Source organism: Citrobacter freundii complex sp. 2025EL-00176, assembly GCF_053309355.1.
The window spans coordinates 18153-31735 of record NZ_JBRYHT010000011.1; the positions used below are offsets into that span (position 1 = coordinate 18153).

Sequence of the window (13583 nt, forward strand, 5' to 3'; positions counted from 1 at the left end):
CAAAAAAAGCAGACCATACATGCCGCGCTATCAACAAATCGCCCGCCAGTTAAAAAATGCCATTGAGACAGGTGAACTAAAACCTGGCGCAAGATTGCCCTCCAGCCGGACGTGGTCCCAGGAACTGGGGGTTTCGCGTTCGACGGTGGAACATGCCTATGCCGAGCTGGTGGCGCAGGGCTGGCTGGCTCGACGCGGGCAGGCGGGAACTTTTGTCAGTGAGCAATTGCGACCAGAGACCGCGCCTGCAGCTCCCGCAATCTTCGCAGGAGAAAATCCCAGACCACAACCTTTTCAGATGGGGCTACCCGCACTCGATCTCTTCCCGCGTGAAGTTTGGGCGCGGGTGATGGGCCGACGTTTACGCACCCAAACGCGTTTTGATCTGGCGGTGGGAGATGTTTGCGGCGAAAGGGGGCTGCGTCAGGCGATTGTTGATTACCTGCGCGTTTCGCGCAGCATTGAGTGCCAGCCGGAGCAGGTTTTTATCACCTCTGGCTATGCGGCATCGATGACGTTAATCCTGCGCGCGCTGTCTCAACCTGGTGAAGGGATGTGGGTCGAAGATCCTGGGTTTCCGTTGATCCGACCGGTGGTGGCTCAGGAACGAATTGCGCTGCTGCCGGTTCCTGTTGATGCCAATGGTCTGGATGTTTGCGCTGGGATCCGCGATTACCCGCAGGCGCGCTTTGTTTTGCTGACACCCGCACATCAAAGCCCGCTGGGTGTGGCCCTTTCATTGGAGCGTCGTCATCAGTTGCTGGAGTGGGCGGCCCGCACCCAGGCATGGATTATTGAAGATGACTATGACAGTGAATTTCGCTACCACGGTAAACCGTTGCCGCCGTTAAAAAGTCTGGATGCGCCGCAGCGGGTGATTTATGCCGGAACGTTCAGCAAATCAATGTTTCCTGCCCTGCGCACGGCATGGCTGGTGGTGCCTATGACTCAGGTCGAGCATTTTCGCCAGCAGGTGGCGGTAGCGGCCTGTAGCGTTCCGGTTTTATGGCAACAAACGCTGGCGGACTTTATGCGCGATGGGCACTTCTGGCGGCACTTAAAACGCATGCGGCAACATTATGCCCAGCGACGTCAGTGGATGGAAAATGCCCTGACCGAACACGGTTTTAGCGTGCTCCCGCAAGAGGGGGGGATCCAACTGGTGATGAGTGTAGACGGAGACGATGTTGCGTTAGTGCGTAAAGCGAATCGGGCAGGCCTGGCCGTACAGGCCTTGAGCCAGTGGCGTATAACGCCGAACGGACAAGGGGGAATATTATTGTCATTTACCAATATTAGCTCAGCGGAAATGGCGCAGCAGGCGGCATATCAATTGCGGCAGGCGCTGACATAAATTTGCCCGGTTCTTAAGATATTCGTCCCACCGTCTTCACTCGTTTATGGACTTTTCTGAAAGCGTTGCTAATGCTGAATCAGGTAAGGTAAGCCCGCAGTAAAAGATAACGAGGAAAATAATATGTATTTACGACCTGATGAGGTGGCGCGCGTACTTGAAAAAGTGGGCTTTACCGTTGATGTAGTGACGCAGAAAACGTATGGCTATCGACGTGGTGAAAATTATGTGTACGTTAACCGGGAAGCACGTATGGGGCGTACCGCATTAGTCATTCATCCCACGCTTAAAGAGCGCAGCTCTTCGCTGGCAGAACCTGCGACGGACATTAAAACTTGCGATCACTACCAGCAATTCCCGCTGTATTTAGCCGGAGAGACCCATGAGCATTATGGAATTCCGCACGGCTTCAGTTCGCGTATTGCACTTGAGCGTTATCTGAGTGGGTTATTTGGCGACGTTAATGCTAACTAATAACGCGACTGGCAGGGCCAGTCGCGAGGAGGCGTGTCAGGCTTTAGCCTGGTGGTAGCTGCTGACCTTAAACAGGCGGCGGCAATAATCAAGGAAGTAGCCGTATACTGCGCCCATCAGCATCGATACCACGATGTTTGAACTTACCGCAGCCGTAATCTGGTGCCAGTCCGCGCCAACCGTCAACAGAATAATCACGTAAACCGGCGACTGGAAGGTGACATAAGCCAGCACGTCAGCCAGGTTTTTTGCCCATCCTGCCTGCGTGGCTTTACGCGCCGCGCGCATAAATAAATCACGGTACATGCCGTATGGCCACGCGATCAGTATATTGACAGGAATGGCCACCAGTCTGGAGTACAGCGATTGTTCAAAGCTCATTCCAGAAAGGAATATCTCGATCAACATGTTCACGACAGAACAATAAACAACCATCGCGAACGTGTCTGCTACAGCATGACGCAAGCGTGACTGCGGAGAGAACATGTTAATGCTCCTTGTAAAAAGGGGAAAAAAGGTTTTGAATGCCTTTGTTGCTAGTGATTTGTCTTGCTGCTTTCGCATTTCAATAGGATATCTGCCTGGATAATAACTAGCAACTAGCTTAAAATTTTTATTTATTGCCTTTTTGTCGATAAAATGCTCTGTATTGGTTTGATTTTTGTTCGTTTTGGTATTTTCGTTGTCTTGTTAATTAAAAGTATTTTATATCAATAGGTTATGGTGACTTGTTTTTCTGAATTTTTTGCGCTCCTTTTCTGAAAGTTGACTGATGTTCAGAATGTGCGCGTGCCGGCCCCGGGCAGTAAAGTGATGTGTTTATCAGACGATGCGCTGAGACCTCATGAGAGTATATTTACATTGGCTATACTGGGAATATAAAATATTTGATGTCAGGTTTCAGAATAGCCATTTAAATAACGGAATCGGCTATTTGTTTAATAGCCTGGAGAAAAATTAGACTGGAAAAATAATAATCAGTTGCATACAATATTTGGCGTAATACCATTTTTACGTTAAAGAGGTTTTGTTAATATGAGTTCAATGTTAAAAAACTTAAATAATATCCGCTCGCTGCGTGCAATGGCGCGTGAATTTTCCGTTGATGTGCTGGAAGATATGCTCGAAAAATTCAGAGTAGTGACCAAAGAACGCCGCGATGAAGAAGAACAGATTCAGCGCCAACGTGCAGAACAGCAGGAAAAAATTAATAATTTGCTGGCGCTGATGCAGGCTGACGGGATCAATCCGGAAGAACTACTGAGTATGACGCCTGCAACGTCGCGGGCAGTCAAAAAACGTCAACCACGTCCGGCGAAATATCGTTTTACCGATTTCAACGGTGAAACAAAAACATGGACCGGCCAAGGTCGTACACCAAAGCCAATTGCCCAGGCGCTGGCTGCCGGTAAATCTCTTGATGACTTTTTAATCTAATTATAAATGCGGTGAGGGTGTCCTCACCGCCTGGTTTCAGCAGACGCCGAAATCACCGTCTTCGGTATATCGCGTCACGTCAGCTGCTTTCAGTGTGAATTTTTCACCGCTTTCATTACTGGCTTGTACCGCCACAATTTGATCTTCATTGACTTCGACAACTTTCAGTTTAGGTCCACCCATGCGCGGCTGAACCAGATCGCCAGGTTTAAACATATTGCGCTCCTTTATTTATCGCACAACTCACCATAGATCACGTCACTCGACGGGTACAGCGCTGTTTCAGCTATTACCGCTTAATGAGTACGACGATTCCAGGGCATTTTATCCAGCAATCGCGCCATGCCGCAAAAGCCGGTCACGCCAGCGAGTATCAACCCGGCTCCCACAAAACCGCTCAGCAGGAAGAAGGCGCTGCTGACGGTGTAACCGAGAATGACGCCGAGTAAGGCCAGACTACCTGCGGCTATCTGCACCTGACGCATCAGCGGCAGTGGTTGTGAACTGTCTTTTGCCACCGGCAAACCTGCGGCTTTCCAGCCATCAATTCCACCTTCAAGCAACCAGACTTGTGCGGGCGCGGCAATGGCGCTGAGCTTGTTCGCTGCATTTTGTGTACGTTTGCCTGACTGGCAGTGAAAAATGACCTGCTCGGCGCGTAAATTCGCAGGCAACGACCCTTGCTCAAGCGTGGGTAACGGTGCCAGATGCGCCTCAGGAATATGCTCGTGCAGATACTCGTCGGCATCGCGGATATCAATCAGTTTTGCGCCTTGTGCGACCAGCGTCTGCGCCTCGCGCGGGGAAATCGTCCCAATGGTCATGATGGCTCCTTATGGGCAATACAGTGTTTTTAATGTGGCGATCAGCGAATTCACGGCCGCATTTTTAATGGAATAAAGGATGCGCTGGGCATCGCGCTGGCTGTCTATCAGACCTTCTTCGCGCATACGCGCCAGATGCTGGGAGGTGGCGGAAGGACTCAGTCCGGTAGCGCGTGCTAACTCGCCCGCGCTGGTGCCGGGCGAACCGCAGAGCATGCACAAAATCAGCAACCGCTTCGGGTTACTCATCGCTTTGAGCAGAGCGGCAGCCTGTTCAGCGCTGGCCTGGAGTTGTTCAAGTTCTGTCATATGTATTTAAGCATAATCTAAATTAAGTAAATTCTAAAATAAAAAACCAACGTACGCCAGCGTAAAGAGCGTAAAAGAGGGTAAAACAGCAGGGCGAGACGGACGGAGTTAGCTACACTGATTAATCTTAGAGATAAAATCTCTTTTTAAACAATGATTAACTTTTTGCTTGTAGGGAGTTTGTATGGGTTTCTGGAGAATCGTTTTTACTATTATTCTGCCCCCGCTTGGTGTACTGCTGGGAAAGGGATTCGGCTGGGCGTTTATCCTTAATATCGTTCTGACGCTGCTGGGCTACATTCCTGGTTTGATCCACGCCTTCTGGGTACAGACGCGTAATTAAGATTTCCTTTCATAAACGGCGCATTTGCGCCGTTTTCTTTGCCGGCCTCTCTCCTCTGCTACACTTCCTGGTGTTGCTTGTTAATAACCGAGGTGGATATGGGACTCTTCAATTTTGTGAAAGATGCAGGTGAAAAACTTTGGGATGCGGTCACCGGAAATCATGACACGGCCGATCTGGCGAAGAAGGTGCAGGATCACCTGAATAAAACCGGCATCCCCGATGCAGATAAGGTGAACGTCCAAATTAACGAAGGCAAGGCCACCGTTTCTGGCGATGGATTAAGCCAGGAAGCGAAAGAGAAAATCCTGATTGCGATTGGTAATATTTCCGGTATCGCCAGCGTGGACGATCAGGTCAAAACCTCTGCGCCCGCGAGCGAAAGCCAGTTTTATACCGTGAAATCAGGCGATACCCTGAGCGCTATTGCCAAACAGGTTTACGGTAACGCTAACCTGTACAATAAAATCTTCGAAGCGAATAAACCGATGCTGAAAAGCCCGGATAAAATTTATCCCGGGCAGGTGTTACGTATTCCGGAAGAATAATGATTTGCGGGCTTATTCCGTCAGCAGCTTGCCGGACATCGCCTGTTGAATAATTGGAATCGGCGTCAGCAGGTGCTGGCGCATTAATTCGCTGGCGCGCACGGCATCGCGTGCCAGAATCGCTTCGGTCAGCGTTTGATGCTGATCGTGTTTATCTTCCAGCATCTCAACTGACAGCACCGTTTTACGTAGCCAGATAAACCGGTAACGTGCCGCTAAATCAAACAATCGTTCGCGCATTTGCAGCAAATATTGGGAACCGCAGCCGGCGACAATCGCCGAGTGAAACGCCTGATGGCGCTGATCCCATTCATCAAGCATCTGTTCACTGGCGTCTACGGCTTCAAGCTTACTGAGCATATGCGCCCGAGCCAAAATCTCCGCTTCCCAGGCGTCATCGCCGCGTTCGATGGCCAGCGCGACCAGCATGGCCTCCATATTGGCGCGGGCATCGAAAATATCGAGCAATTCTTGCTCGGACATCGGGGCGACACGATATCCTTTCTGATTGACCACCGTGACCAGTCGCTCCGCCACCAGTTGCGAAAGCGCCTCGCGCAGTGGCCCAACGCCGAGCTCATAGCGTGAGGTCAGCAGGCTCATACGCAGTTTCTCATCAGGCTGATAAATACCGCGGATGATGTCGTTCTTTAGCCAGCGGTATCCATCAATGGCCGTCGGTTGGGGAATGGCGGTCATGGTCTTACTCCTGAATAAATGTCCCGGCATGCGCCGGGAACAGATTTAATGCGTATTTTGCAAGGGCGCTTTTTGCCACGATAGCAGTTTTTTCCAGCGTGCCATAATGGGCACCGTGCAAATAATTCCTATGGCTAACAATCCGGTAGAGATAACCTCCAGCTGTTGCGCCGGGCGAAAGAGCATGACCACCAGCACAAAGATAATAAAGGCGATGACCAGCCAGGTAAGCCACGGATAAAGCCACATTTTCAGTTTAATTTCACCGCCTCGCGCCAGCAGAATTTTGCGCATCCGCAGTTGGGAAATCGCAATCACCAGATAAACCAACAGGGCGATCGCGCCAGAGCTGTCGATCAGGAATTTAAACACTTTGGCCGGGGCGTAATAGTTGACCACCACGGTGAGGAACGCCGCCCCCGTAGACAGCAACACCGCCACATAAGGCGTTTTACTGCGGTTTGTTTTCCCCATAAAGGCGGGAGCATCGCCACGACGGCTCAGGGAGTAGAGCATACGGGATGAGGTATACAGCGCGGAGTTCAGGCAACTGGTCACCGACAACAAAATTACGCAGTCCATGATCAGCTTCGCGTGTGGGATATGCAGTAACTCCAGTACCGAGCGGTAAGAACCCACTTCTTTCAGCCCCGGCATGTTCCATGGGATCAGCGCCACCACCACGAAAATAGAGCACAGATAGAAGATCGAGATACGCCAGATAACCGAGTTGGTGGCGCGGACGATGTGTTTATCCGGGGTGTCGGACTCGGCGGCGGCGATGGTGACAATCTCTGCGCCCATAAAGGAAAACATGGTGATCAGCATCGCGCTGAGTACGGCGCCAAAACCGTTTGGCATAAAGCCGCCCTGATCCCACAGGCGTGAAACTCCGCTAACTTCAGCATAAGGATAGAAACCGCTAATCGCCACCGCGCCGAGGATAATGAACGCCAAAATGGCAATCACTTTGCATAGCGCCAGCCAGAATTCGAATTCACCGTAATTTTTGACGCTCAGCAAATTACTGCCGGTTAATGCCAGCGTGATAACCAGAGAAAATAACCAGACAGGAATGCCAGGGACCCAGGAATGCAGAATGATGGCGGCAATATTGGCCTCCAGTGGGATAACCAACACCCAGAACCACCAGTACAACCAGCCGATGGTATAACCAGCCCACGGGCCGATGGCCTTATCGGCGTAGGTGGAGAAGGAACCGGTATCCGGGGTGGCGACGGCCATTTCGGCCAGCATGCGCATAATCATCACCACCAAAAGTCCGGCAAACAGATAAGCTAATAATACTGCGGGACCGGCTTCTGCAATCGCCACGCTTGAACCTACGAATAAACTCGCGCCGATAACCCCGGCAATAGACAGCATGGTGACGTGGCGTGATTTCAGCCCGCCCCCTAAATCATGTGATTGTGACACTTGCCCCATCTTTTAAACCTCTCGAAAGTATTTCACTTGGGAGAGCACCCCGGCATTCCCGCGCCGGGGCACGCGTATTATTGTTATTGACCCTATGTGCCGGATGGCGGCTCCGCCTTATCCGGCCTACAGATTGCGTTTTTTGTCGGGTTAGCTCTGCTTCGCCTCGGCAAAACACTGGGCGATAATGTCCAGCCCCTGGCGGATTTGCGCATCTTCAATAGTCAGTGGCACAAGGATGCGCAGCACGTTGTAGTAAGGTCCACAAGAGAGCAGGATCAGCCCTTTATCACGCGCACGGGCCACCACTTCCGCGGTCAGTTTGGCATCTGGCTTCGTGTGGTCGCCGTCTTCAAACAGTTCGATCGCGATCATCGCTCCCAGCCCACGCACGTCGCCAATCTCGCGATGCGTTTCGGCGATGGCCAGCAGGCCTTCGCGTAAGGTTTGCCCCAGTTCGTTGGCCTTTTGCAGCAGATTTTCCTGCTCGAAAATGTTCAGCACCGCCAGCGCGGCGGCACAGGCAATCGGGTTACCGGCATAGGTACCGCCCAGGCCACCCGGCGGGATAGCGTCCATGACTTCGGCGCGACCGGTCACCCCTGCCAGCGGGAAACCGCCAGCGATAGATTTGGCGAAGGTGGTAAGATCGGGCGCAACGCCCATCTGCTCCATGGCGAACAGCGTACCGGTGCGGCCCGCGCCGCTCTGTACTTCATCGGCAATCAGCATGATCCCGTGTTCGTCACAAATGGCGCGCAGACGCTGCATAAAGGCAGGGGAGGCCGCGTAGAAACCGCCTTCACCCTGGACGGGTTCAATTACGATGGCGGCAACGTCTTCCGGCGCGGCATCATTTTTGAAGATGCGGTGAATACTGGCGATAGCATCATCTTCACTGATGCCGTGCAGTGGGCAAGGAAAAAGTGCGCGATAAACATGGCCCGGCATCAGTCCCATTCCGGCGGAGTACGGGTTTACTTTCCCGGTCAGCGACAGGGTGTAGTGAGTACGGCCATGATAAGCGCCGCTGAAGGCGATCGTACCTGTACGTTTGGTGGCGGCGCGGGCAATTTTCACCGCGTTTTCCACGGCTTCAGAACCGGTGGTCACCAGCAAAGTTTTTTTGGCGAAATCGCCCGGCACTTTCTTGTTCATAATTTCGCACAGCTCCAGGTATGGCTCATAGGCCAGCACCTGGAAGCAGGTATGCGACAGTTTTTTCAACTGCGCTTCTACCGCAGAGACAATCTGCGGGTGCAGGTGGCCGGTATTCAGCACCGCAATACCGCCAGCAAAATCGAGGAATTCGCGGCCTTCAACGTCCCAGACCCGGCAGTTTTCTGCCCGCTCGGCAAAAATAGGGTGGATCTGTCCTACGCCACGGGGAACGGCGTTGCTGCGACGTTGCATAAGTTCTTTGTTGGTGCTCATCAGGTGTTCTCCAGTATTTATTTTATTAAAGGCCGATGCACATATATTTGATTTCTAAGTAGTCTTCGATGCCGTATTTCGATCCTTCACGGCCAAGACCGGAGGCTTTGATTCCCCCAAATGGGGCGACTTCGTTGGAGATGATGCCGGTGTTAATCCCGACGATGCCGTACTCCAGCGCTTCGCCAACGCGGAAGACGCGGCTTAAATCACGGGCGTAGAAATAGGCTGCCAGGCCAAACTCGGTATCATTGGCCTGTGCGATGACGTCAGCTTCGTCTTTAAAGCGAAACAGCGGCGCCAGCGGGCCGAATGTCTCTTCTTTGGCGACCTTCGCGTTGTCAGGCACATCGACCAGAATGGTGGGCTGGAAGAAGTTCCCGCCCAGCGCATGAGGTTTACCGCCAGCGATAATGCGTGCGCCTTTATCCAGGGCATCGGCGATGTGCTCCTGCACTTTGGCGACCGCTTTCTCGTCGATCAGCGGCCCGGTGGTGACGTCAGGCTGCAGACCATCACCGAGGCGCAGCTTGCTTACCGCCTGCTCGAGTTTTTCAGCAAACTGGTCATATACTCCGTCCTGCACGTACAGACGGTTGGCGCAGACGCAGGTTTGCCCGGCGTTACGGAACTTCGACGCCAGCGCGCCTTCCACCGCTTTGTCGAGATCGGCATCGTCAAAGACAATAAACGGCGCATTGCCGCCCAGCTCCAGCGACACCTTCTTGATGTCTTTGGCACACTGTTCCATCAGCTGACGGCCAATTTCGGTGGAGCCGGTAAATGACAGTTTGCGCACCAGCGGGTTGCCGGTCAGTTCGTTACCGACCGCGCTTGCTGAACCGGTCACCACGCTGAATACGCCAGCCGGGATCCCGGCGCGATTGGCCAGCTCTGCCAGCGCCAGTGCGGAATAGGGGGTTTGGCTGGCCGGTTTAAGCACCATGGTGCAACCCGCCGCCAGTGCCGGACCGGCTTTGCGGGTGATCATCGCCGCCGGGAAGTTCCAGGGCGTAATCGCGGCGGTAACGCCGATTGGCTGCTTGATGACGAGCAGACGCTTATCTGCCTGATGGCCGGGGATAGTGTCGCCATAAATACGTTTACCCTCTTCGGCAAACCACTCAATAAATGAGGCGGCATAGGTGATTTCGCCTTTGGCTTCCGCCAGCGGCTTACCCTGTTCCAGGGTCATCAGACGAGCAAGATCGTCCTGATGTTCAATCATCAGGTTGAACCAGCGACGCAGGATATTGGCCCGCTCTTTGGCGGTCAGCGCACGCCAGGCGGGTAGAGCACGATTCGCGGCGTTAATGGCTTCACGGGTTTCATCCGCCCCCATTTTCGGTACGCTACCCAACTGCTCACCGTTGGCGGGATTCGTTACTGCGATGGTCTCGCCGTTGTTGGCGTCACGCCAGTTGCCGTCAATCAACGCCTGTTGGCGAAATAAGGTTGGATCGTTCAGTTGCATAATTGCTTCCTGTCTTAATCATGTTAACGGGTGAATGCGGCGTGTAATGTCTCCACGCTGCGTGCCGCACGCAGCGTGCGTCCTGGATTACTCTGGCTCTCCAGCAGCGCATGAACTTTGCCGACAATATGCGCGCCGATAGGGAGCGCCGACGTTGCCGCCGGAGAAGGGGCGTTGCAGGTATGAATGGAGCGTGGCGTAGTGACAAACAAGAAATCGTCGATCAGCTTGCCGTCTGGTGACACCGCCTGCGCCCGCACGCCTGCAGGCCACGGTTGCAGATCTTTCTGTGTCAGACTCGGACAGTACTTTTGCACCAGCCGTAGATAGCCGCTTTTGCACAGCGAATTTTTCATTTCGCCAAGCCCGGAGCGCAGGTTGTTTTGCAGCACGCGGCGGATGCCGGAAGAGCCGAAGATCTCCAGCGTATCGCTGAGTGAGAAATCGCGTTTACGGTAACCTTCGCGTTTAAATGCCAGTACCGCGTTGGGACCTACCGTGACGCTGCCATCAATCATGCGGGTGAGATGTACACCGAGAAACGGCATCGCTGGATCGGGGATTGGGTAGATCAGATGATTGACTATCTGGTTATGTTCTGACGCCAGACGGAAGTATTCGCCACGGAACGGACAGATGATAAAGCCGGGATCAACGCCGAGCATTTTCACCAGTCGGTCCGCCATCAGACCGGAACAGCTTATCAGCGTTGACCCTTCATACTCCTGACCCTGACGGGTATGAACGATCACGCCCGCGGCATGCTCTTTCAGCGCGCTAACCTCGGCGTTGTAAATAATCTCACCGCCTTTGGCCTGGAAAATCTTTGCCATCGCGGCGGTGACTTCGCGGTAGCTGACGATCCCGCTCGACGGGACGAAAATGCCGCCCAGCCCGGTGATGTTGGGTTCACGCTCCCGTAGCTCCTGCGCATTCAGCCATTCGCGCTCCAGGCCGTTAGCGGCGGTGCGATCCCAAAGCGCGCGCATGCGTTCCATTTCCAGAGCGGATGTGGCAACCAGCATTTTCCCGCAGACGTCGTAGCGGATGCCGTTTTGGTCGCAAAAGGCTTTGGTGGCGCGATTTCCGGCCAGGCAAAACTGCGCCTTCAGGCTGCCGGGCGTGTAATAAACCCCGGCATGAATCACGCCGCTGTTATGGCCCGTCTGGTGACAGGCCGGGCCGGACTCTTTTTCCAGCAGCGCGATTCTGGCGTCCGGATAGACATCAATCAGTTGCATGGCGGTCGACATGCCGATAATGCCGCCGCCAATAATCACAAAATCATACATCCGCTTTTTTCCTTCGCGCTTACTGATGGGTCTGGTAGTGGTTGGTCGCGTAAGCGAAATAACCACGCTGGCGCATCAGTTCGCGGCGCAGATCAGGGTGTGAGGTGAAGCGATCGCGACCGTGCAGCCAGAACAGGTTGTTAATCAGCAGGAATTTACCCACGGGAACCGGAACAGAAATAATGTTCTTGCTGGTTTCCAGCGCATCGGACAAGTCGCTCAACCAGACGCCTTCTTCATAGTCTTTCGGTTGGACGAACTGGTCGATGTAGCGCATTACCGGGCGGCCCTGTTGGTCAACGTCAAACACCGGATGGAATACATCCTGGCTGACGTTTTTGCTTGGCGGGGCGGCAAAGCGCATCGCGCGACGCGCCAGCGGATGGGTGAAGTACTGATCCAGATGTTCCCAGTCGTCGAGATGCAGCAGCAGCGAGTTACCGCCGGTCATGTTCTGCTCGTCAATCTTCATCATCAGCACGTAATCGGTGATTTCTTCGAGGTATGTTCCGTCGTTATGTAACTCCATCACACGGTGCGGCTGGCGCAGGTAGCTGTCTGAGTTATCAACGTTTTTCACCACAAAACGGGCATAGTATTGACCGCTCATCGCATCAAAATTGGAGCGTCCGATCAGATGTGCGACCGCCGTTGCCAGTTTGACCATTTCTTCAGCCTGCGCCACATCATCCACGCCGACGGCGTTGATCAGCAGCGCGCCTTCGGCACGATCGAGCAGCGTTTTCAGCAGCAGGGGCTGTAACTGGTTGCCGCACAAATCATCGAGGATCTTGCCCACTTTGAAACGCAAGAAAGATTTGTATTCCAGGGCCTGCACCGGCCACTGCGCGACGGCCTGCAGAAATTGCTCAGTAGTTTCGGCAGAAAAAGTCAGCTCCAGCAGGCGTGGAGACTGGACTGATGGTTTCAGTGTGAAACCGCTGTAGTGCTGGGCTGGATCTTCAGCGTTCGGTTGTACGGCAGTCAGTGCGTTCATCAAATCGATCCTCTCAGTAGATTGTCAGGGAGATATGGCGCAGCTCGTTTCGTAGCCATAAATTAAAAATATCTACATTTTTAAAAAACGCGCACAGAATGAGCTTGTTTGTTTCTTATTTGTGATCGAAAGCAACAATTACTTAACATTGCAGAAGGTGAGGATTTAGAGGCTGGATGGATACTGAGTAGCTATTTCAGGGGCGAAAACCCCTGATTTTAAAGAGGAAGATAAAGGGTATTAATGTTCCAGGGCGATGGCGCAGACGTGTTCCACATGGGTCAGATCGTGGTATAAGTCGGGCAAGGTCATCTTTTGACGAATTACGATTTTGAGATTAACCTCAATTTTGCCCTTCTTGATATCCCTAATTGTGATGTTTTCGATAATGTTTTTCTGTTGATGAATGCGAGTTATCAGACTTTCCAGAGCATCTCGTTCATCAAGAATAACCCGCACTTTTACTTTTCCCGGAAACTGGTTTCTGGTCTGTAAGAAAATAATGAATGGGCTTAGTTTGATCGCTAATAAAAATAAAGCCGTGGCAAAAACAGCATGAAAATAAAAGCCAGCTCCGCAGGTGATTCCCACCCCTGCAGATGCCCAGACAATTGCCGCTGTAGTGAGACCAGAGATAGCATCGTCGTGTCGGTGCAGAATGACTCCCGCACCGAGAAAACCAACGCCGCTGATAATCTGAGCCGCCAGGCGCATAGGATCGCTACGGATATTCATCGAAATTTCAGCATAGTATTCAGCAGATTGTATTGATACGACAGTTAACACACAGCTGGCTACGGATAAAATAACGCAGGTTTTGAAGCCGACCGGTTTCCCTTTCGATTCTCTTTCCAGGCCAATAATGCCACCCAGAATAAATGCAATACTGATTTTGATGATCGTAGTTAAAGGCAACAATCCTTGCTCATTGATGATGGCGGCCAGATTATTCATGCAATTA

At 52.6% G+C, this 13583-nt stretch carries 16 protein-coding genes; 5 read left to right on the forward strand and 11 right to left on the reverse strand.

Going from position 1 to position 13583, the window contains the following annotated elements:
* Window positions 1–19: 19 nt before the first annotated feature.
* Both pdxR and ACVXHP_RS18655 read left to right on the forward strand, forming a co-directional pair.
* Window positions 20–1354, forward strand: coding sequence for a MocR-like pyridoxine biosynthesis transcription factor PdxR (gene pdxR / locus ACVXHP_RS18650; RefSeq protein WP_447571999.1), 1335 nt, complete (start codon window positions 20–22; stop codon window positions 1352–1354).
* 123 nt (window positions 1355–1477) lie between these two features.
* Window positions 1478–1828 carry a DUF2002 family protein gene (locus tag ACVXHP_RS18655; protein ID WP_200009216.1) on the forward strand — a complete coding sequence of 117 codons (351 nt, stop codon included), beginning with the start codon at window positions 1478–1480 and terminating at the stop codon, window positions 1826–1828.
* A gap of 36 nt (window positions 1829–1864) precedes the next feature.
* Here the strand turns inward: ACVXHP_RS18655 and alaE are convergent, their stop codons facing one another.
* Window positions 1865–2314 carry an L-alanine exporter AlaE gene (gene alaE / locus ACVXHP_RS18660; protein ID WP_003037259.1) on the reverse strand — a complete coding sequence of 150 codons (450 nt, stop codon included), beginning with the start codon at window positions 2312–2314 and terminating at the stop codon, window positions 1865–1867.
* Window positions 2315–2863: 549 nt separating this feature from the next.
* On the opposite strand from alaE, the gene stpA reads away from it, so the two are divergent.
* A complete protein-coding gene (stpA, locus tag ACVXHP_RS18665) occupies window positions 2864–3265 on the forward strand; it encodes a DNA-binding protein StpA (RefSeq protein WP_316129671.1) in 402 nt (133 codons plus the stop codon).
* A gap of 36 nt (window positions 3266–3301) precedes the next feature.
* Here stpA and ACVXHP_RS18670 read toward each other — a convergent pair whose 3' ends face one another.
* From ACVXHP_RS18670 to ACVXHP_RS18680, 3 genes are all read right to left on the reverse strand, one after another.
* Window positions 3302–3481, reverse strand: a complete 180-nt coding sequence (locus ACVXHP_RS18670; protein ID WP_038632960.1) for a hypothetical protein — start codon at window positions 3479–3481, stop codon at window positions 3302–3304.
* An 80-nt stretch (window positions 3482–3561) separates the two neighbouring features.
* The gene (locus tag ACVXHP_RS18675; RefSeq protein ID WP_304701351.1) at window positions 3562–4089 is read right to left on the reverse strand and encodes a rhodanese family protein; all 528 of its coding nucleotides are present in this window, start codon (window positions 4087–4089) and stop codon (window positions 3562–3564) included.
* Between the two features lie 9 nt (window positions 4090–4098).
* Window positions 4099–4398: an ArsR/SmtB family transcription factor gene (locus ACVXHP_RS18680; protein ID WP_006687216.1), complete on the reverse strand. Its 300-nt coding sequence runs from the start codon at window positions 4396–4398 to the stop codon at window positions 4099–4101.
* Window positions 4399–4582: 184 nt separating this feature from the next.
* On the opposite strand from ACVXHP_RS18680, the gene ACVXHP_RS18685 reads away from it, so the two are divergent.
* On the forward strand, window positions 4583–4741 hold the full coding sequence (locus ACVXHP_RS18685; protein ID WP_038632951.1) for a YqaE/Pmp3 family membrane protein: 159 nt from the start codon (window positions 4583–4585) through the stop codon (window positions 4739–4741).
* Between the two features lie 98 nt (window positions 4742–4839).
* Window positions 4840–5289 (forward strand): peptidoglycan-binding protein LysM, encoded by a 450-nt coding sequence (lysM, locus tag ACVXHP_RS18690; protein ID WP_304701347.1) that lies wholly within the window; start codon window positions 4840–4842, stop codon window positions 5287–5289.
* 12 nt (window positions 5290–5301) lie between these two features.
* Here lysM and csiR read toward each other — a convergent pair whose 3' ends face one another.
* The 7 genes from csiR to ACVXHP_RS18725 all read right to left on the reverse strand — a co-directional run bounded on the left by csiR (window position 5302) and on the right by ACVXHP_RS18725 (window position 13576).
* Window positions 5302–5988: a DNA-binding transcriptional regulator CsiR gene (gene csiR, locus ACVXHP_RS18695; RefSeq protein ID WP_038632944.1), complete on the reverse strand. Its 687-nt coding sequence runs from the start codon at window positions 5986–5988 to the stop codon at window positions 5302–5304.
* Between the two features lie 45 nt (window positions 5989–6033).
* A complete protein-coding gene (gabP, locus tag ACVXHP_RS18700; protein WP_200009212.1) occupies window positions 6034–7434 on the reverse strand; it encodes a GABA permease in 1401 nt (466 codons plus the stop codon).
* A gap of 141 nt (window positions 7435–7575) precedes the next feature.
* Entirely contained in the window at window positions 7576–8859 is a 1284-nt protein-coding gene (gabT, locus tag ACVXHP_RS18705) for a 4-aminobutyrate--2-oxoglutarate transaminase (protein ID WP_316129672.1), read from the reverse strand.
* Between the two features lie 25 nt (window positions 8860–8884).
* On the reverse strand, window positions 8885–10333 hold the full coding sequence (gabD, locus tag ACVXHP_RS18710) for an NADP-dependent succinate-semialdehyde dehydrogenase (protein ID WP_304701340.1): 1449 nt from the start codon (window positions 10331–10333) through the stop codon (window positions 8885–8887).
* 23 nt (window positions 10334–10356) lie between these two features.
* Entirely contained in the window at window positions 10357–11625 is a 1269-nt protein-coding gene (gene lhgO / locus ACVXHP_RS18715) for an L-2-hydroxyglutarate oxidase (RefSeq protein WP_316129673.1), read from the reverse strand.
* Window positions 11626–11644: 19 nt separating this feature from the next.
* The gene (gene glaH, locus ACVXHP_RS18720; RefSeq protein ID WP_304701336.1) at window positions 11645–12622 is read right to left on the reverse strand and encodes a glutarate dioxygenase GlaH; all 978 of its coding nucleotides are present in this window, start codon (window positions 12620–12622) and stop codon (window positions 11645–11647) included.
* Window positions 12623–12862: 240 nt separating this feature from the next.
* Window positions 12863–13576, reverse strand: a complete 714-nt coding sequence (locus tag ACVXHP_RS18725) for an MgtC/SapB family protein (RefSeq protein ID WP_447572000.1) — start codon at window positions 13574–13576, stop codon at window positions 12863–12865.
* Window positions 13577–13583 lie beyond the last annotated feature (7 nt).